Raw genomic sequence first — 18914 nt, 5'->3', positions numbered from 1 at the left:
CGACAACCTTTGGATGGGCGTCCAGACCGTTTCGAGCAGGTGTCGATGTCGTGTCGATGTCGGGTCGAAGCCCCGCCCCGTTAGGATCACTGAACAGAGGCATTTTTTCGAACCGTGTCCCCCTCATTGTGGGTCTGGCCGGATTCCCTGCCCCCGAGATAGCGTTATCCGTTACTTACTTACCGAGCCTGTTCGAGAGGATCGCGTGGCCAGCCTCACCGAAATCTTGATCCTGCACGGTCTGCTGCCGATCGAGGAGCTCGACCACCTTATGGCCGGCGACCCCGCCGATGAGAGCGCCGTCCGCGCCCTCGTCGCCAAGGGCGTCATCACCGAGGTACAGTTCGCCAAGGCTCGGGCCCAGCAAGCCAACCTGCCCTTCGTCGAGCTGATCGACTACCCGGTCGATCGCCTCGCCGTGGCTCTCGTTCCGGTGGCCGTCTGCAAACGCCACGAAGTGCTCCCGATCGCCGTCGACGACGGCCGCCTCATCCTCGCCATGGTCGACCCCGGCAACGTCTTCGCCGTCGACGACGTGCGCGAAGCATCACGGATGCGCGTCACCCAGGTTGTCGCCGAGCGCAGCGACCTGCTCGCCGCTATCACCCGCTACCACCGCGCCGACGACGAGCTCAGCGACCTCACCTCCACACTCGAGGAAGAGAACGCCGCCACCGAGAGCTCCTCTTTCGGAGTCTCGGACTCCATCGACGACGATGCCCCAATCGTGCGGTTCGTGAACCTGTTGGTCAGCCAGGCCATCCAGGACTTGGCCTCGGACATCCACATCGAACCCGGCGAGCACAGCCTGCGGGTGCGCTACCGCATCGACGGCGTGCTGCACGAGATGCAGACCGCACCCAAGAGCATCCAGAACGGTGTTATCTCCAGGCTCAAAATCATGAGCGATATCGACATCGCCGAGCGGCGCAAACCGCAGGACGGCCGCATGACCGTGCGCCATGCCGGCCGTCAGATCGACCTGCGCGTTGCGACTCTCCCCACCGTGTGGGGCGAGAAGGTCGTCATGCGAATTCTCGACAACTCGAACACGACTCTCGACGTGCGCGCGCTGGCCCTGCTCGAGCACAACTTCGAGGCCTACAAGACCTCCTACTCCAAGCCTTACGGCATGATCCTGATCACCGGTCCGACCGGTTCGGGCAAGTCGACCACGCTCTATACGACCCTGGGTGCGGTCGCTCGCCCCGAGATCAACGTGATCACGGTCGAAGACCCGGTGGAGTACCGCATGGCGGGCATCAACCAGGTGCAGGTGAACCCGAAGGCGGGTCTCAGCTTCGCGAGTGCGCTGCGTTCCATCCTGCGAAGCGACCCGGATGTCGTACTGCTGGGTGAGATCCGCGACCACGAGACCGCGCAGATCGCCATTGAGGCCTCGCTGACCGGCCACCTCGTGCTCTCCACCCTGCACACCAACGACGCGCCGAGCGCCATCACCCGGCTGACGGAAATGGGCATCGAGCCCTTCCTGGTGGGTTCCGCCCTGGACTGCGTGGTCGCCCAGCGCCTGGCCCGCCGGCTCTGCGACAAGTGCAAGACGCCATCCGTTCTGACCGTCGACTACCTGACGCGCCTCCGCTTCGCGTTCGACCCGGAGCGCCCGCTGCCCACGATCTTCGAGGCGGTCGGCTGCACGCAGTGTTCGAAGACCGGTTACCGGGGGCGCATCGCCGTGCACGAGGTGATGACCGTGACCGAGGAGATCGAGCGGCTCGCCGTGGCCCGAGCATCGAGCGCTGAAATCGGCCGGGTGGCGCGCGAACAGGGCATGATCACCCTCCGCGAGGATGGCTGGGCCAAGGCCCAAATGGGTTTGACATCGATCGAAGAAATCTTGCGAGTGGTCGCATAGTGCAAAAGGGGATATCTGCATGAGCCAGCCCATCTATGAAATTCCGGTCACGTCTCCTGGGGCCGCCGGGGGCAGCTGGAGCCTCGGCGATCCCGAGCGTCGTGGTGCCGAACCGACGGAGCACGATGCCGCGCCGGCCGCTCCTGACTCGGTGGAGTTCGAGTTCGTCGATGTGACGGATGCCGCGCAGCCGGCGACAACGGTCCTCCCGGTGGACACCGGCGCGGTCGAGACGACCGGGCGCCGCGCCCGTGCCAACCGCACCGGCGACAACGAGGTCTCCGACCTTGACCTGCTGAACGCCCTGGCCGAGGTTCTCGACCTGAACGCCTCCGACCTGCACATCACCGTCGGAGCGCCGCCGAGCATTCGTGTCGATGGCGGCCTGCGGCCGATTGAGGGCGCGAGCAAGTGGATGGGTGACAAGGTCACCTCTGCGCTCTACAGCATCCTCTCGGCGAAGCAGCGCGCGCAGTTCGAGGAGGAGCTCGAGCTCGACTTCGCGTATACGGCCGGCGGCGCGCGCTTTCGCGTCAACTACTATTACCAGCGCAACTCGATCGGCGGGGCGTTCCGCCTGATCCCGCGCGAGATCAAGCCGTTGAAAGACCTCGGTATCCCCGAGACGGTCGGTCAGTTCGCCAAGCTTCCCCGCGGCCTGGTTCTGGTGACCGGGCCCACCGGTTCGGGCAAGTCCACCACCCTGGCGGCCCTGATCGACTTGGTCAACCGCACCCGTGCCGACCACATCGTCACGGTCGAAGACCCGATCGAGTTTCTGCACAAGCACCAGAAGTCGCTGGTCAACCAGCGCGAGGTCGGCCACGACACGAAAAGCTTCGCCTCCGCGCTCAAGCACGTGCTGCGCCAGGACCCCGACGTGATTCTGATCGGCGAGCTGCGCGACCTGGAGACCATTTCGGTGGCCCTGACCGCGGCAGAGACCGGCCACCTCGTCTTCGCCACCCTGCACACCCAGTCCGCGGCCCAGACCATCGACCGCGTGATCGACGTGTTCCCGCCGCACCAGCAGGGTCAGGTGCGCGCGCAGCTTGCCGCCACCCTGCAGGGTGTGGTCTGCCAGACCCTGGTCAAGAAGGTGGGTGGTGGCCGCGTCGTCGCCACCGAGGTGCTCGTCACCACGTCGGCGGTCGCCAACCTGATCCGCGAGGGCAAGACCTACCAGATCGCCTCTTCGATGCAGGCAGGTCGCGCGCTGGGCATGCACACCATGGACCAGCACCTCGCTGAACTCGTTGACGCGGGTCTGATCACCCGCGCGTCGGCCGAGGAGAAGGCGCAGGACCTTGAGGGCCTGAACCAACTGATTCGCCGGGTCGACCCGATGGAGTCGTCTGCTAACCCGATGTCGGCCGGCGGCATCGACTTCGGCGACTCCTACTCGCCCAGGGGGCGATAGTGCCCACCAACCTTGCCTACGCCTATAAGGCCCGCGACGCTGCTGGTAAGGCAGTCAAGGGACGGCTGGATGCCGCTTCTGAAGGCGCCGCAATGTCGCGCCTCCGCACAATGGGACTGTCGCCAATCTCCATGGTCGTAGTGCCGGAGGGAAGCGGGCTGAGCCGAGAAATCAATATTCCCGGTTTCAGCAGAGGCGTGAGTCTGAAAGATCTGGCGATCATGAGTCGTCAGATGGCCACCATGATCGGGGCTGGGCTTTCCCTCCTCCGAACGCTCAATATCCTTGCCGAACAGACGGAGAGCAAGCCTCTCACTAAGATTCTCGTCGCTGTGAGGGACGACGTGGAGACCGGCGTTTCTATCTCGGATGCAATGGCGAAGCACTCTGAGTCCTTTCCGCCACTGATGGTCAACATGGTTCGGGCCGGTGAAACGGGCGGTTTTCTGGAAGGTTCGTTGGAGTCGATTGCCGAGAACTTTGAGAAGGAAGTCAAGCTGCGGGGAACTATTAAATCTGCTTTGACCTATCCAGTGATCGTGCTGATCATGTCCCTGTTGGCGGTGGTTGGGATGCTGATCTTCATCGTTCCAGTGTTCGAGAAAATGTTTGACGGGTTGGGTGGGCAACTACCGCTGCCGACCATGATGCTTGTCTACTTGTCTCGTTCGATGGTGTGGGTCGGGCCGGTCCTCGCCCTTGGCGCTATTGCTTTCGCCGTATGGTGGCCGAGAAACAAGAACACCCTCCAGGTACGTAAGTTCCTAGACCCGATCAAGTTGAAGTTGCCCGTTTTTGGCCAGCTGCTGAAGAAGATTGCCGTCGCGCGATTCAGCCGCAATTTTGCAAACATGATCGGAGCCGGCGTACCGATTCTTCAGGCATTGCATATCGTGGGCGAAACTTCCGGAAACTGGGTCGTAGAACAGGCGCTGGTCAAAGTCGCTGACTCAGTACGTCAGGGGCATTCGATCGGTGGGCCGCTTGCACAAGAGCCGGTGTTTCCGACCATGGTCACTCAGATGATCTCGGTGGGTGAGGATTCCGGATCACTGGAGCAGATGCTCAACAAGATCGCGGACTTTTACGACCAGGAGGTCGAGTCTTCGACTGAGCAGCTCACTGCCATGATCGAACCGCTCATGGTCGCCTTCTTGGGGATCGTCGTCGGCGGCATGATCGTCGCCCTTTACCTTCCGATCTTCACGATTGCGACGCTCGTCAAATAGTCACCCCCGCACTGGGGGCATGGCCGATAGAGGTTACCCCTGTACGCGGGATACCGCCAGCCTGCCTGACCCATAAGCTCAAATCAGGCAATCCGAATGCCCATCCCCTGCACGGACTCCACAGCGAAAAGGACTACAAAATGATCAAAAGCATCTCGGGAGCACTTGCCCACAAGCGCTCAGAACTCGGCCAGAAGGAAAAGGGTTTCACCCTGATCGAGCTTCTCGTCGTCGTCATCATCATCGGAATCCTCGCGGCTATCGCCATCCCTGTCTACTTGGGCATCCAGAACAACGCTAAGGACAGCGCAGCGCAGTCCGACCTGACTAACTGGAAGACGGGCGTTGTTGCTGCTCAGACTTCATCAGCGACGCAGGCACTGCCGACCACTCAGGCGCTCTCTGGGGTCCCGGACTCAGGTACGTCCGTGGGCCTCTACAAGTACGGTTCCAGCACGACGTTCTGCATTTCAACAATCAGTGGTTCTGGGAAGGTCTTCAAGATTACAGAATCGACTTCCGCTACGGCTTTGGCCACCACGGTCACGACCCTTGCCGGTGGGTGCTCGTAACTAGCTCGGGGCGAGGCTGAGCGTAAGCAGCCTCATAAAGCGCGGGGGCGGCATCTAGGTGTCGCCCCCGACGTCCGTCCAAATATCGTCTAAGGGAGATCATTCGTGGAGGCAAGTCGCGTTCTCCCCCGTCCACCGACAGCGGAGAGCGGTTTCGGCATTATTGAGATCATCGTTTCTATGTTCCTGCTTGCTTTGCTGGCGGTGGCCATGCTTCCGCTGCTCATTCAGTCGATGACCGTCGCTTCAAGAAACTCAAAGATTGCGTCGGCAACGCAGGTCGTTGGTCAGCAGCTTGAGCAGCTCCGGGCCTCCGGGTCCAGCTGCAGTGCTGTCAAGCTTTTTGTGGCCGACACCCCAGCGGTCGTCGCCGGCCCTGCGGGCACCCTGCAGCCGCATCTGGAGTTCATCGGCCTCCCCGCCGGAGACATTTGTCAGGTTCCGTACCTGCGTACGGTCACAGTGCACGTGTGGGTCACGGCAGTCGGTTCAACTCCGACCATCTCCGAGGCAAGCAAGCACGTGTTGTTGGATACTCCATGAGGACGCTCACCATAGTCCTGAGACCCAAATCGGATGTGGGCATGACCCTCGTTGAGCTGCTGTTGTACATGGGTCTTTCTCTGGTGGTCCTCTTTGTGGCTGGGGCCATGCTGATTAGCTCAACTCGGGCGCAGACCCAGGTGAGCGGAGCGACTTCAGCGTCAACCGCTGGTCAGCTCATCATGCGGTCCGTTCAGGCTGGCGTGCGGAACGCATCCGATGTCGATCTCGCTGTCCCCAGCACCGGTACTCAAGTTCTTACAGTTCGGACCCAGGGTGGCCAAACCCCTGTGCAATGGTCGTGTCAGGCTTGGTACTTCACTCCCGCCGCGGGCGGGAGTCTGTATACGAAGCGGATTCCGGCCACGGTCGCGATTCCGGCACCCGGCAGTCTCTCATCCTGGACACTGCTCGGCACTGGCGTGAGCGTTTCGGGTGCTCCTGTCTTCACCGTGTCCGCTGGGTTGGTAACGGTGAACCTCAGCATCAGCGCAGGTGCCGGAGCCCCCCAAGCCATGAAATCGACGTCGAACACACTAAATCTTGTGACAGTGGGGTCGCCATGCTTCTTGCCCTAGCCAGAACCCAAGAGCCGCGCGAGCGCGGAAGCGCGTTGGTCGCTGTCCTCGGCATAGCTGCGCTGATGATGATCGTCGGAGTGCTGATAGCGAGCATGGCAGTGACCGCGCTGGGTTTCACCAGCACGACTCGTGCGGGTATCCAGGCGAAGACAGCAGCCGAAAGCGGAATCAACGTTGCGGTGGTCGAGCTCCGCAGCGGAACTTGCACTGCGAGTCGAACCGCTGCAACGACGCCCGCGTATACCTACAAGGTCTCTTACTCGACGGCAGCGACCGGTGATACGTGGGTCCTGAACACCTGTCCGCCCTACGCGGATCAGACCGTGAAACGCGTCAAAATCGTTTCGACGGGCACCGCTAAAGCGCAAACCGCTGCAGGAGTTACTGCGCAGAACACGACGTCCGTCGAGGCTATCTACCCTTACACACCAGCCGTACTGCCTGGCATCACGGCCACCGGCGCGGCGATGTACTTCCATGGAAGCGTCAGCTTTAAGAACAACGGTAACCTCATCGTTGCCGCGGGCGGACCGCCGGCCATTCAGGTGTCTGACGGCGACTTCAGCTGCGATAACGGGAGCCTGATTCAGGGGGACGTGGTCGTCGCCCGCGGCAATTTGTCCATCGTGACCTGCACTATGCAGGGGAACGTCTGGGCATCCGGAACGGCGACTCTGGGTACCATCACCGGCAATCTCACTGCGCTAAACCCCACGCGCCCTGCTGGGGTGAGCGGCACGTACACGAGCGGAGGCTCAATACCGGCTGTTCCGAACTGGGTTTCCTTCGGCTTCACAGCGACGGATTGGGTTGATTCGACCGGCACCGCCTTCAACGTGATTCCCATCGGCGCTGACTGCAAGCTTTCGACAACAATGATGAGCGCGGTTGCAGCAACAGGATCCACCCCGGTCATCATCGACGCAATGGCGTGCACGACCGGGGTGATCGCCTCAGCTTCGAGTGTCAGCCTGCCGAATGATGTCGTTATCTTTGCCCCCATGTTCAACTGGAGCAACAATCTGACATTTAAGTCCTCGGTCAGTACTCAACCGCGCAAACTTTGGTTCATTACTCCTGATATTACGAACACTGACCCGCCGACCTGCGACTACACGCAGCAGGGGAACTTCATAATCAACAACTCGTTCGAGATCGATTCGACAGTGTCTGCCATGCTCTACACCCCCTGCCAATTTGTGGCTAACAACACGTTCAAATGGCGGGGGCAGATGTACGCCAATGGCTCCCTCAACTCATTTTGGAACAACACCGGCTTCACCTACGCGGGCCTCGGTCTCCCCGGTGTGGACCTTGGAACAGGAACGAACACAGCCGGTGGTTCGGGCGGCTCGCCAGCGACACTGAGAACGTTGTTATCCATGCGCGACGTGAAACTGGGCGGCTGAGTTGCCTGCACTTCTTGTTGGGGGTCTGGGACTCCTGATCGGCTCTTTCCTCAACGTCGTGGTCTATCGGCTACCGCTCGGGCTGTCCTTGGTCGCGCCGCCAAGCGCGTGCGGCGGCTGCGGCGCTCGAATTCGTCCCCGGGATAACATTCCTGTTCTGTCTTGGCTGCTGCTCCGCGGTCGCTGTCGCGAATGCAGCGTCAGAATTTCGGCACGGTACCCACTAGTTGAGCTGGGCACTGCCATATTCTTCGGGCTGGTCGCATGGAAAGTGCTGGCAGTTGTCCCCGGTGGGGCCATCCCGACACCAGGATCGGCGACCGCAGGTGTTCTGACCCTGGCGGCCTTCTTGTACCTCGCTGCAATCAGCGTCGCACTCGCGATAATCGACGTTGATACGCACACCCTTCCGAATCGGATTGTGCTCCCCGCCTACCCGGTTGCGGCCATCCTATTGACGTCGGCGTCTCTGCTCGGTGGGGATTCAGCACGTCTCATCCCAGCAGTCATCGGCTGCGTGGTCCTCTTTGGGCTCTACATGCTCATGGCTCTTGCCTACCCGGCAGGAATGGGGCTGGGCGATGTCAAACTCGCGGGGGTCCTTGGCCTCTTCCTGGGATGGCTTGGTTGGGGGCCGCTTGCGGTGGGCGCATTCTCCGCATTTTTGCTGGGCGGCCTCTTCGCGCTCCTGCTCCTCGTCACGCGGCGGGCAAGCCGCAAGAGCGGGATCCCGTTCGGCCCATGGATGCTGGCCGGTGCCTGGCTTGGGATCTTCTATGGTGAGCAGATAGCTAGTGGCTATTTGTCGTTATTTGGATTGGCATGACGGTTCGGCACATGAGGGAGAAGCAAAAATGGCAAGCGTCGTAGGAATTGACATCGGCACTGCCGGTCTGCGCGCCGTTGAGGTGAGCGACGCGGGTAAGGCGAAGCCAACACTCGTGCGCTACCACGAGGCTCCCCTGCCGGAGGGGGCGGTCAATCGCGGCGAAGTGGCTGAACCGAACACCGTCGCGGCGGCGCTCAAGAGCCTGTGGTCAGCCGGCGGGTTTAAGAGCAAGAATGTCGTGCTGGGCATGGGCAACCACCGGGTGCTGGCACGCGATCTGACGGTGCCCAAGATGTCGATCAGACGGATTCGTGAATCGCTGCCCTTCCAGGTCCAGGACATGCTGTCCGTCCCGGTCGCGGATGCACTGCTCGACTTCTACCCGATCTCCGAAAAGGAAGGAGAGTCCGGGCCGGAAATCAGCGGACTGCTCATTGCGGCGGTGAAAGAAGCCGTGCTGGGCAATGTCAAAGCTGTGCAGCTGGCCGGCTTAACCCCGGTCGAAGTCGACCTCATTCCCTTCGCGCTCAGCCGGGTCATCTACCGTAGTGAGAAAACGGATGGTGCCGTTGCCCAAATCGACGTCGGGGTTGCCACCACGACAGTAGTGGTCACCCTTGCAGGCGTCCCGCAGTTTCTTCGCCTCATCCCTGCCGGCGGGGGTGATCTCACGCAGGCCCTCGTTCTACGGCTTGGGGTCACCGTGGATGATGCGGAGGCGCTCAAGCGGAGACTCGGGCTCGGCGCTGTCTCTAACGCGGAGGAGCAAGCCGCTGCGACAGTTATATCTGAAGTTACGACCGAACTGCTTAACAGCCTTCGAAACACCGTGAACTACTTCGCCAATACCCGAAAGCACATGCCGGTGACTCGGATTGTGCTGACTGGCGGTGGTGCGCAACTGAGTGGTTTCGCCGCCGCTCTGGGTGAGTTGACACGCCTTCCGGTATTTGCGGCAGACCCGTCCGCGGCGGTGCACCTCGGACGCGGTGTTGACGCGCAAACGCTGCAACAGACTCGTGGCGCCTTTTCGGTGGCACTGGGACTCGCGTTGGGGAGCCAGGCATGAGCCGCGCAAAGCACAGCGAAGAGCTGATGCTCGGTGTAGAACCACGCGTCGATCTGCTCCCACCGGAAGTGAAAGCTGGCAAAAAGGCCAGGGAAACGCGACGTCGGCTGGGCGCTGTTCTTGTCGGTGTGCTCGTGCTGGTTGGCGCCGGGACTGCCGCCGCTTCGTGGCAGGCTGAACAGAGCCGCATGCAGCTTGCTGATGCTCAATCCCGGAGTACAGAGTTGCTCGCGGAGCAGGCAAAGTACGCTGAGGTCAATCAAATCCAAGCGGCCCTTGACATAACCGTGGCGGCACGAGAGTTCGGTTCGGCCACCGAGATCGACTGGAAGGCCTACCTCTCCGAGGTCAAGGCGGTCCTGCCCGCGGACGTGTCGATCGACTCCGTGGGGGTTGACTCCGCATCGCCACTGGTGGCATATGGGCAGCCAACCGCGCCGCTGCAAGCAGCCCGTGTCGCCACGCTCTCTCTTGGCCTGACCAGCCCAAACCTTCCAACAGTGCCGGAGTGGTTGGATGCGCTCAGGGGCCTACCAGGCTATGCGGATGCCAACCCGGGATCGATCTCGTTGTCGACTGATGGCGCATACACGGTGGAACTAGTCATGCACATCAACTCCGATGCCTACTCAAATCGCTTCGCAAGCACGGAGGAAAAGTAACTATGGACCTCAACAGGCTTTGGGTATTCGGCACCGTCATACTCATCGGTGCCGCAGCCGTTCTCGGCTGGGTGCTGGGTGTTGCGCCCAAACTCGATGAAGCGCAATTGGCCGACGCGGACCGAGAGATTGTCGAAACACAAAACTCGGCCTACGAGGCTCAGGTCTCCACGCTGAAAAAGAAATTCGACAGCATCGTTAGTCTTCGAACTGATTTGTCGTCCCTCAGAATGGCGGTTCCGAGCGCAGCGGAAATTCCCGACTTCGTCGCTCAGTTGGACACGATTGCGCAGCAGCACCAGGTGACGTTGACATCCATCCTGGTTAGCGACGCCCAACCGTACGTTCCTGTTGTTGCCGTCGCCCCTGTTGAACCGGTCGCGGAACCCGCCGAAGAAAGTCAGCCGGCACCCACGCCGGCACCCATAGCAGTCGCAGCCCCGACCGCGGCCGAAGTCGCAGCGGCCTTGGCTCCGCAGCCGAATGAGCTAATCACTGGCACTAACTTCGTATCCGTGCCGATCTCGCTCAGTGTTACTGGAAGCTATGGGAACGTTCTCGACTTTCTGGAGAGCCTCCAGAAAGGCACCCGTTTGGTGATGGTCACCACGTTCGCCACATCGGAAGGGTCAGCCACAACACCAGCGTCGGGCGGGCCGATTCCCGCTGCCGCGGTCGGAACTGAAGCAACAGAAACTGCCGTCATATCCACGGACGTGGTTGCGTCGATCGCAGGCCTCATCTACGTGCTGCTCGATCCGGCCGCCTCACCAACTCCCGCAGAGTAACCCGACCCGACACATCGCCCCGCCAGGTCACGCCTCCCTCGACCGGGGGAGTCGCATTGCTAAGATTGTGGCTGATCGTCCCGGCCAACCACAAGGAGCGCACCATGAGCGACACAACGTCCCCTGAGGGCAACCGCAACCGTAACAACGACCCGAGTCCTGAACCGGTCGACTACGCCGGCCATGAAGAGCGCACGGATGCCCCCGACTACACCGGCACCGGCTCCCACTCCGCTCCGGCCGAGTCCGGCGACGCGACCGATGCTGCCGCTGAGACACCGGCGCACTACCCGGCCACCCCCGTCGGCGAGCCGATCTCCTATGACACCCCCGCGACCTCCCGCGAGCCCGCGACGCCCACCTACGTGCCCGCCGCCTCCGTGAACATCGCCCCGGTGAACACCACCGCCGAGACCCGGCGCATCGAGCCGGTCGAGAACCCGGCTGCGACCCCATCAGAGGCCCCACCCGCCGAGGCCTACGCCCCCACGAACACCACGGCGCAGCCCCCCGTCTACATCCAGGCGCCGACCGCTCCCCGCTACAAGAGCAACCGCGGCCCCGGCGTGCTGATCGCCCTGCTCTCTACCGTCATCTTCGCCGCCCTCTACGCCGTGGTCGCGTTCGTGCTGTCCGGCATCGGCAGCTTGTCCATTGCGGACACGGCCTCGAAGTTCACCGACTTCATCGTGCTGCCCATCTTCTACGTGCCGGTCATCTTCTTCTTCGTCGCGTTCGCCCTTCTGGTGCTGATCGTGAACCGCGGCGGCTGGTGGGCCTACGTGCTCTTCGGCTTCCTGGTGGCCGTGGCCGTCTACTTCTCCTACATCGGTGCGGCGCTGTTGAGCGTGCAGGCCTGGAACTTCACGCCCGACCAGGCGGCGCGCTTCATCAGCCAGCAGTGGCTGAACCCGGGGGCCATCGCCGCTGCGGTCGTCGCCCGCGAGGTGCCGATCTGGGCCGGCGCCTGGATCGCCCGCAACGGCCGTGCCGTCACCGAACGCAACGCTGCAGCGAAGGCCGAATACGACCGCGTCCTCGCCGCCGGACCGCAGGGCCTCCGCAGCAACTAGTCGTTCGACGCCCGGCGCTCAGCGTGCCGGGCCCCAGCAGGTACGCCATCAAGGAGGAGCGATGCGAAATTACCAGAAGTACGCGACGGTCGTCGCCGTCTTCGCGGCAGTGCTCCTTGCCGCGCTCCTCGTCGCCGCCTTCGGAATGATCAGCCTGCTGACCGACACGGATGTCATCAGTGACCCCAACGCCGGACCTCTCGTCGGCCCGTTCATGACCGCCGCCGCCGTGGTGCTGGTGTTCACCCTGATGCTGCTGCTCGGGCTGCGCACCAGACCGGAGAACCAGCGGATCGCCGTCGGGTACTCCCTCGGCACCGGGGTCGCCGCGCTTGTCGTCTTCGTTCTGGTGGGCGGGGTGCTCTACGCGCTCGGCACCGGGGTGCCGGCCGACACCGCCGGGCTCCCGGGCGACAGCGTCGGGTTCGCAGCCTCCGTGCTGCTGGGCCCGTTCGCGGTGACCACCGGCATCCTCTCCTTCATCGTCACCCTGCTCTACTCGCTGGTCCTCGCCTCACGGATGCCCGAACGCGGCCCCCCGAAATGGCCGTGGGAGCAAGGCGAAGACTGAAACCCCGCCGGCCTGAAAGTCGCTGACTGCGGAGCACTCCGATCGGGTACCCTTGACTCTCATGGGCGGTTCCATCGAGTTGCGGGTCAGCCAACAGGTTGACGACTGGCTCAACTGGCTGCCTCGCTGGCGCCCGGGCACGCATCGCGGCCGCTCACGCCTGTGCCGCACCTGCTTCGGGTCGCCGGTCATCGCCGCCGCCGGCCTCGCCACGGATGTCCCGCACGCCGTGCAGCACGCCCTCGCCATGCGCCTGAAGCACCTGATCGACGCCGAGGTCGACGAGTTCACCGAGACGCACCTCCCCCTGCTGCTCCGGGAGATCCGCCTGAACGAGGAGCGCAAGCAGGCCGCGTTGACCTACCGCCCCGCTGAGGACCTCGACCCGGCCTACACCGGCCTCGAGCTCGACCCGCCGGCACCGCCCGACGCCCCCTACCTCTTCACGTTCGCCGAACTCGCCCGGCCCGAGGCATCCGTGGCCCTGCCCGTTGACCCGCCTCCCTTGACCGACGAGGAGAAGGCGGCCATCCGCGCCGAGGTCACACGCGCCGACGAACACGCGGCGCTGGTCGGCGGTCGGGTCTGCGCCGAACTGTCCCGGCACCGTGAACGGATGCGCAGCGCCGTCACCGAATTCGTCGAACCCTGGGTGATCGCTCTCCTCGCCGACCTCGACACCGCGCTCGATTCCCCGCTCTGGCCGCACGGCCCCTGAACAACACCTGAACGAACCCCTTGGGCCGCGTGATCCATTTGACCCAGCGGTCACCCCCGGGATATCCTCTGAAGGTGTGCGCTTTGTCGTGCGCTTGAGTCATGCCACCGCGATCTTGTCGTGCCGCACCTTAGGCGCCTTGATGTGGCACTCACACAGGGTGTGCTCTCCGAGCAGCCCCCACGGCATACCCACTACGGCTCGCGAAACCCATTCCGCGTGTTTCGGTGGGTCCAGATGAACTCGATTGGGCCGGAAACGGAGCGATTCGAATGCTAACCATCAATGAGCTGTCACCGTGCAGCACAAACAAGGAGTAATTAGTGCCCACCATTCAGCAGTTGGTACGAAAGGGCCGCAGCCCCAAGGTCACCAAGACCAAGGCGCCCGCCCTGAAGTCCAACCCCCAGCAGCGCGGCGTGTGCACCCGTGTTTACACGACCACGCCGAAGAAGCCGAACTCGGCCCTCCGCAAGGTCGCCCGCGTCAAGCTGTCGAACGGTACCGAGGTCACCGCCTACATTCCCGGCGAGGGTCACAACCTCCAGGAGCACTCGATGGTGCTCGTCCGCGGTGGTCGTGTGAAGGACCTCCCCGGTGTTCGATACAAGATCGTTCGCGGCGCACTGGACACCCAGGCCGTCAAGAACCGCAAGCAGGCTCGTAGCCGCTACGGCGCCAAGATGGAGAAGAAGTAATGCCTCGTAAAGGCCCAGCGCCCAAGCGTCCCGTTATCGCTGACCCGGTATACGGCGCCCCCATCGTCTCCCAGCTCGTCAACAAGATCCTCCTCGACGGCAAAAAGGGCCTCGCCGAGCGCATCGTTTACGATGCACTCGAAGGCGTCGTTGCCAAGAACGGTGCGGATGCCGTCGTCACCTTGAAGAAGGCACTCGACAACGTGCGCCCGACCCTTGAGGTGCGTTCGCGCCGCGTCGGTGGTTCCACCTACCAGGTGCCCGTCGAAGTCAAGCCGCACCGCGCCAACACCCTGGCTCTGCGCTGGTTGACCAGCTACGCCAAGGCTCGTCGCGAGAAGACGATGACCGAGCGTCTCACCAACGAAATCCTCGACGCATCCAACGGCCTCGGCGCCGCTGTGAAGCGCCGCGAGGACACGCACAAGATGGCCGAGGCGAACAAGGCCTTCGCTCACTACCGCTGGTAGTCGCGCTCCGGAATCCGGGCTTGTCGAGAGCAGATCTCGATGGGCCCGGCGACCGGATGCTCTGTTTCGCCCCAAGATCCACAAGCAAACTTCCGGAGGACCCCCGTGGCACTTGACGTGCTCACCGACCTGAGTAAGGTCCGCAACATCGGCATCATGGCTCACATTGATGCCGGCAAGACCACCGTCACTGAGCGCATCCTGTACTACACGGGTGTCAATCACAAGATCGGCGAGACGCACGACGGCGCCTCGACCATGGACTGGATGGCGCAGGAGCAGGAACGTGGCATCACCATCACGTCTGCCGCGACGACCTGTTTCTGGGCCTCAAATCAGATCAACATCATCGACACCCCCGGCCACGTCGACTTCACCGTTGAGGTGGAGCGTTCGCTCCGCGTCCTCGACGGCGCCGTCGCAGTGTTCGACGGCAAGGAGGGCGTTGAGCCCCAGTCGGAGACCGTCTGGCGCCAGGCCGACAAGTACGACGTGCCCCGCATTTGCTTCGTCAACAAAATGGACAAGCTCGGAGCCGACTTCTTCTACACGGTCGACACCATTGTCAAGCGCCTCGGTGCGAAGCCGCTCGTCATCCAGCTGCCCATCGGCGCCGAGAACACCTTCGAAGGTGTTGTCGACCTCGTCGAAATGCGTGCACTGACTTGGCGCGGCGACTCCAAGGGTGACGTCGAGATGGGCTCCAAGTACGCCATCGAAGAGATCCCGGCCGACCTCGCCGAGCAGGCCGCGGAATACCGCAAGCTGCTCCTCGAAACCGTCGCCGAGACCGACGACGACCTTATGGAGAAGTACTTCTCCGGCGAAGAGCTCACCGTCTCCGAGATCAAGCACGCGATTCGGGGGCTCACGGTCTCTAGCGAGATCTATCCGGTCCTCTGCGGTTCCGCGTTCAAGAACCGCGGCGTTCAGCCGATGCTTGACGCAGTCGTCGACTACCTCCCCACCCCGCTCGACGTGCCGGCCATTGAGGCCCACGACGCGCGCGACGAGGAAAAGGTCATCATGCGTCACCCCGACGCGACGGAGCCGTTCACGGCCCTCGCGTTCAAGGTCGCCGTTCACCCGTTCTTCGGTCGTCTGACCTACGTTCGCGTGTACTCCGGTCACCTTGACTCCGGCGCCCAGGTCGTCAACTCGACCAAGGGCAAGAAGGAGCGCATCGGCAAGATCTTCCAGATGCACGCCAACAAGGAGAACCCGGTGGCCTTCGTGACCGCCGGTCACATCTACGCGGTCATCGGCCTCAAGGACACCACCACAGGCGACACCCTGTGCGACCCGAACGCGCAGGTCGTGCTCGAGTCGATGACGTTCCCTGACCCGGTCATCGAGGTTGCGATCGAGCCGAAGACGAAGCAGGATCAGGAGAAGCTGGGTCTTGCGATCCAGAAATTGGCCGAAGAAGACCCGACCTTCCGCACCGAGCAGAACCAGGAAACTGGTCAGACGGTCATCAAGGGAATGGGTGAACTTCACCTGGACATCCTGGTCGACCGGATGCGACGTGAATTCAACGTCGAAGCCAACGTCGGCAAGCCTCAGGTCGCCTACCGCGAGACCATCCGCAGGGCGGTCGAGCGTCACGACTACACGCACAAGAAGCAGACCGGTGGATCCGGGCAGTTCGCGAAGATTCAGATCGCGATCGAGCCGCTCGAGATCACTGCCGAGAAGAGCTACGAGTTCGTCAACAAGGTCACGGGTGGCCGCATCCCCCGGGAGTACATCCCCTCGGTGGACGCAGGAATCCAGGATGCGCTGCACGTTGGCGTCCTGGCCGGCTACCCGATGGTGGGCGTCAAGGCAAGCCTGCTTGACGGCGCCGCGCACGACGTCGACTCCTCGGAGATGGCGTTCAAGATTGCCGGTTCGATGGGCTTCAAGGAAGCCGTTCGTAAGGCTGACCCTGTTCTGCTCGAGCCGCTGATGGCCGTCGAAGTTCGTACGCCCGAGGAATACATGGGCGACGTCATCGGCGACCTCAACTCGCGTCGTGGACAGATCCAGACCATGGAGGACGCTCAGGGCGTGAAGGTAATTCGCGCCAACGTGCCGCTGTCGGAGATGTTCGGATACATCGGTGACCTGAGGTCGAAGACCTCGGGCCGCGCGGTGTACTCGATGACCTTCGAGAGTTACGCGGAGGTCCCCAGGGCCGTGGCCGAAGAGATCATCCAGAAGAACAAGGGCGAATAGCCTGAGGCTTCCGGTCTCTCCGGGCCTTCGGGCCCAAATCGCTTCGGCCTCCCGGCCCGAGTAGCATAAGTACACAAATCCAGCAGTTTCACCGGCCGCAAACCAGCGGTCGATGGAGCCATGAGTCCTGAGGAGGACCCACAGTGGCCAAGGCCAAGTTCGAGCGGACCAAGCCGCACGTAAACATCGGAACGATCGGTCACGTTGACCACGGAAAGACCACGCTGACTGCAGCGATCTCCAAGGTCCTTGCCGACACGTACCCGTCCAAGACGAACGTTCAGCGCGACTTTGCGTCGATCGACTCGGCTCCGGAAGAACGCCAGCGCGGTATCACGATCAACATCTCGCACGTTGAGTACGAGACCGAAAAGCGTCACTATGCGCACGTAGACGCACCGGGCCACGCTGACTACATCAAGAACATGATCACCGGTGCAGCTCAGATGGACGGGGCGATCCTTGTGGTTGCTGCTACTGACGGCCCGATGGCTCAGACCCGTGAGCACGTTCTGCTCGCGAAGCAGGTCGGCGTGCCGTCCCTGCTCGTGGCACTGAACAAGTCCGACATGGTTGACGACGAAGAGATCCTCGAGCTCGTTGAGCTCGAGGTTCGCGAACTCCTCTCCGCCCAGGGCTTCGACGGCGACAACGCTCCCGTCGTGCGCGTTTCCGCACTCAAGGCGCTTGAAGGCGACGAGAAGTGGGTCGGCAACATCCTTGAGCTCATGAAGGCTGTCGACGACTACTTCCCGGAGCCCGTCCGCGACAAGGACAAGCCCTTCCTGATGCCGATCGAGGACGTCTTCACGATCACCGGTCGTGGAACCGTCGTCACCGGCCGCGCCGAGCGTGGAACCCTCAAGATCAACTCCGAGGTCGAGGTTGTCGGCATCCGCCCGACCATCAAGACCACGGTCACGGGTATCGAGATGTTCCACAAGCAGCTCGACGAGGCATGGGCCGGCGAGAACTGTGGCCTTCTTCTTCGTGGCACCAAGCGCGAAGACGTCGAGCGCGGCCAGGTTGTCGTCAAGCCGGGTTCGGTCACGCCGCACACCGACTTCGAGGGCACCGCGTACATCCTGTCGAAGGATGAGGGCGGGCGTCACAACCCGTTCTACGCGAACTACCGCCCGCAGTTCTACTTCCGCACCACGGACGTCACCGGCGTCATCACGCTGCCTGAGGGCACCGAGATGGTCATGCCCGGCGACACTACCGACATGAACGTCGCGCTGATCCAGCCGATCGCCATGGAAGAGGGCCTCGGCTTCGCCATTCGTGAAGGTGGCCGCACCGTCGGCGCCGGAACGGTGACCAAGATCATCAAGTAGTTCCCTTCAGAAAATGGGGTCGGTCCTTCGGGGCCGGCCCTTTTTTTCGTCCCCGACTTGCGGGGCCAGTTGATCCCGAATCGCCCAGGAACTAGCCTTGAAATGAACCTCAACCGCCCCAGATCGGAGCACCCCGTGAATTTCAACGACATCAGCCGCAAAGCGCAGGAGTTCCTCAAAACAGAGAAGGGCGAGAAGATCGCCGACAAGATCCTCGACGGGGGCGCCGCCGCCGCGAACAAGGTCACCGGCAACAAGCACGCCGACAAGATCAAGGATGCCCGAGCGGCGGCGGACAAACACCTCGGTCGCGGGGACGGTCCGACCGACCGCGACGCTCGAGGCACTGGCCCCGACGGCAGGTAACCGCTGGTCGAGCTCACTTCGGTGACCGAGCGCACCGTGGCGCGGGTCGTGCGCCGGTTCGCGCGTGGCATGCCACCTGCGAACGGGCGCAGCACCCGCGCATCGGGATGCGCCCCGTTCTCCACAGGCGGGTTGCCCGGAGGGGAGTGTGCAGATCCCTGTGGCGACGCGGTGCTGGGGACGCAACAGTGCACAGTGGGCGGATGCCTGACTCACCTGAAGAGCACGTCTCACCCAACGGCCTCCTCCTCGCGTCCGATCTCCGCAGGGCCTTCGGCGTCGACCTCCGGCTCCGCCGCCAGGCGGAGAGGGGCGAACTGCACAGGCTCGCTCGCGGCCAGTACATGGACGCCGCCGAGTGGGCGGCGCTGACCCCGGACTAGCTGTTGTTCCCACACAGGTTGTGAGCGTGGCGTGAGCTAAAAAAGTGAGGACCTCCGGTATCGATTGGGTTACCACACTCAACACGATGCAACGGAGGCC

Annotated in this window: 19 protein-coding genes and 1 pseudogene; all 20 read left to right on the top strand. The window is 62.7% G+C overall.

Translation table 11 applies throughout. From position 1 onward, the window contains the following. Positions 1–205: 205 nt before the first annotated feature. The 20 genes and pseudogenes from E3T40_RS15115 (at position 206) to E3T40_RS15025 (ending at position 18814) form a co-directional block, all read left to right on the top strand. Positions 206–1876, top strand: coding sequence for a GspE/PulE family protein (locus tag E3T40_RS15115; protein ID WP_134544597.1), 1671 nt, complete (start codon positions 206–208; stop codon positions 1874–1876). A 19-nt stretch (positions 1877–1895) separates the two neighbouring features. Next, the gene (locus E3T40_RS15110) at positions 1896–3296 is read left to right on the top strand and encodes a type IV pilus twitching motility protein PilT (protein ID WP_134544595.1); all 1401 of its coding nucleotides are present in this window, start codon (positions 1896–1898) and stop codon (positions 3294–3296) included. After that, positions 3296–4525 carry a type II secretion system F family protein gene (locus E3T40_RS15105; RefSeq protein WP_370287947.1) on the top strand — a complete coding sequence of 410 codons (1230 nt, stop codon included), beginning with the start codon at positions 3296–3298 and terminating at the stop codon, positions 4523–4525. The genes E3T40_RS15110 and E3T40_RS15105 overlap by 1 nt, the downstream gene beginning before the upstream one ends. Positions 4526–4665: 140 nt before the next feature. Beyond that, complete coding sequence (locus tag E3T40_RS17415) at positions 4666–5097, top strand: prepilin-type N-terminal cleavage/methylation domain-containing protein (RefSeq protein ID WP_304999552.1); 432 nt, start codon at positions 4666–4668, stop codon at positions 5095–5097. A gap of 105 nt (positions 5098–5202) precedes the next feature. Beyond that, positions 5203–5640, top strand: coding sequence for a hypothetical protein (locus E3T40_RS15095; RefSeq protein WP_134544593.1), 438 nt, complete (start codon positions 5203–5205; stop codon positions 5638–5640). Between the two features lie 562 nt (positions 5641–6202). Beyond that, entirely contained in the window at positions 6203–7630 is a 1428-nt protein-coding gene (locus E3T40_RS15090; protein WP_134544591.1) for a pilus assembly PilX N-terminal domain-containing protein, read from the top strand. Position 7631: 1 nt separating this feature from the next. Continuing rightward, positions 7632–7889: pseudogene (locus E3T40_RS17690) on the top strand (prepilin peptidase); the annotation flags it as partial. A 12-nt stretch (positions 7890–7901) separates the two neighbouring features. After that, positions 7902–8456, top strand: coding sequence for an A24 family peptidase (locus tag E3T40_RS15085; RefSeq protein WP_370287950.1), 555 nt, complete (start codon positions 7902–7904; stop codon positions 8454–8456). A 28-nt stretch (positions 8457–8484) separates the two neighbouring features. Next, positions 8485–9528 (top strand): type IV pilus assembly protein PilM, encoded by a 1044-nt coding sequence (gene pilM, locus E3T40_RS15080; protein ID WP_134544586.1) that lies wholly within the window; start codon positions 8485–8487, stop codon positions 9526–9528. Beyond that, entirely contained in the window at positions 9525–10190 is a 666-nt protein-coding gene (locus E3T40_RS15075; protein WP_134544583.1) for a hypothetical protein, read from the top strand. Before pilM ends, E3T40_RS15075 begins: the two co-directional genes overlap by 4 nt. A gap of 2 nt (positions 10191–10192) precedes the next feature. Further along, positions 10193–10978, top strand: a complete 786-nt coding sequence (locus E3T40_RS15070) for a hypothetical protein (RefSeq protein WP_134544581.1) — start codon at positions 10193–10195, stop codon at positions 10976–10978. Positions 10979–11082: 104 nt separating this feature from the next. Next, entirely contained in the window at positions 11083–12051 is a 969-nt protein-coding gene (locus E3T40_RS15065) for a hypothetical protein (protein WP_134544578.1), read from the top strand. A 61-nt stretch (positions 12052–12112) separates the two neighbouring features. Continuing rightward, entirely contained in the window at positions 12113–12622 is a 510-nt protein-coding gene (locus tag E3T40_RS15060) for a DUF6121 family protein (RefSeq protein ID WP_104194972.1), read from the top strand. 61 nt (positions 12623–12683) lie between these two features. After that, positions 12684–13340, top strand: a complete 657-nt coding sequence (locus E3T40_RS15055; RefSeq protein WP_134544576.1) for a spermidine/putrescine ABC transporter substrate-binding protein — start codon at positions 12684–12686, stop codon at positions 13338–13340. 323 nt (positions 13341–13663) lie between these two features. Beyond that, positions 13664–14038, top strand: a complete 375-nt coding sequence (rpsL, locus tag E3T40_RS15050) for a 30S ribosomal protein S12 (RefSeq protein WP_055811472.1) — start codon at positions 13664–13666, stop codon at positions 14036–14038. Beyond that, the gene (rpsG, locus tag E3T40_RS15045) at positions 14038–14508 is read left to right on the top strand and encodes a 30S ribosomal protein S7 (protein ID WP_066597688.1); all 471 of its coding nucleotides are present in this window, start codon (positions 14038–14040) and stop codon (positions 14506–14508) included. The genes rpsL and rpsG overlap by 1 nt, the downstream gene beginning before the upstream one ends. 105 nt (positions 14509–14613) lie before the next feature. Next, the gene (gene fusA, locus E3T40_RS15040; RefSeq protein ID WP_104100974.1) at positions 14614–16728 is read left to right on the top strand and encodes an elongation factor G; all 2115 of its coding nucleotides are present in this window, start codon (positions 14614–14616) and stop codon (positions 16726–16728) included. 143 nt (positions 16729–16871) lie between these two features. Then, positions 16872–18065 carry an elongation factor Tu gene (gene tuf, locus E3T40_RS15035; protein ID WP_104171753.1) on the top strand — a complete coding sequence of 398 codons (1194 nt, stop codon included), beginning with the start codon at positions 16872–16874 and terminating at the stop codon, positions 18063–18065. Positions 18066–18200: 135 nt separating this feature from the next. After that, the gene (locus E3T40_RS15030) at positions 18201–18431 is read left to right on the top strand and encodes an Rv0909 family putative TA system antitoxin (RefSeq protein ID WP_134511889.1); all 231 of its coding nucleotides are present in this window, start codon (positions 18201–18203) and stop codon (positions 18429–18431) included. A 203-nt stretch (positions 18432–18634) separates the two neighbouring features. Beyond that, positions 18635–18814, top strand: a complete 180-nt coding sequence (locus E3T40_RS15025) for a hypothetical protein (protein WP_104171755.1) — start codon at positions 18635–18637, stop codon at positions 18812–18814. Positions 18815–18914 lie beyond the last annotated feature (100 nt).

This window comes from Cryobacterium sp. TMT1-19 (assembly GCF_004403055.1).
Classification (GTDB): Bacteria; Actinomycetota; Actinomycetes; order Actinomycetales; family Microbacteriaceae; genus Cryobacterium; species Cryobacterium sandaracinum.
This window is presented reverse-complemented; position numbering and strand designations above follow the sequence as displayed.

Bases quoted from the DNA above. Each gene is read 5' to 3' on its own strand.
- rpsG (WP_066597688.1), top strand. From the start codon at position 14,038: ATGCCTCGTAAAGGCCCAGCGCCCAAGCGTCCCGTTATCGCTGACCCG.
- E3T40_RS15060 (WP_104194972.1), top strand. From the start codon at position 12,113: ATGCGAAATTACCAGAAGTACGCGACGGTCGTCGCCGTCTTCGCGGCA.
- E3T40_RS15065 (WP_134544578.1), top strand. From the start codon at position 11,083: ATGAGCGACACAACGTCCCCTGAGGGCAACCGCAACCGTAACAACGAC.
- E3T40_RS15090 (WP_134544591.1), top strand. From the start codon at position 6,203: ATGCTTCTTGCCCTAGCCAGAACCCAAGAGCCGCGCGAGCGCGGAAGC.
- E3T40_RS15075 (WP_134544583.1), top strand. From the start codon at position 9,525: ATGAGCCGCGCAAAGCACAGCGAAGAGCTGATGCTCGGTGTAGAACCA.
- E3T40_RS15110 (WP_134544595.1), top strand. From the start codon at position 1,896: ATGAGCCAGCCCATCTATGAAATTCCGGTCACGTCTCCTGGGGCCGCC.
- E3T40_RS15055 (WP_134544576.1), top strand. From the start codon at position 12,684: ATGGGCGGTTCCATCGAGTTGCGGGTCAGCCAACAGGTTGACGACTGG.
- E3T40_RS15025 (WP_104171755.1), top strand. From the start codon at position 18,635: ATGCCTGACTCACCTGAAGAGCACGTCTCACCCAACGGCCTCCTCCTC.
- pilM (WP_134544586.1), top strand. From the start codon at position 8,485: ATGGCAAGCGTCGTAGGAATTGACATCGGCACTGCCGGTCTGCGCGCC.
- E3T40_RS15070 (WP_134544581.1), top strand. From the start codon at position 10,193: ATGGACCTCAACAGGCTTTGGGTATTCGGCACCGTCATACTCATCGGT.
- E3T40_RS17415 (WP_304999552.1), top strand. From the start codon at position 4,666: ATGATCAAAAGCATCTCGGGAGCACTTGCCCACAAGCGCTCAGAACTC.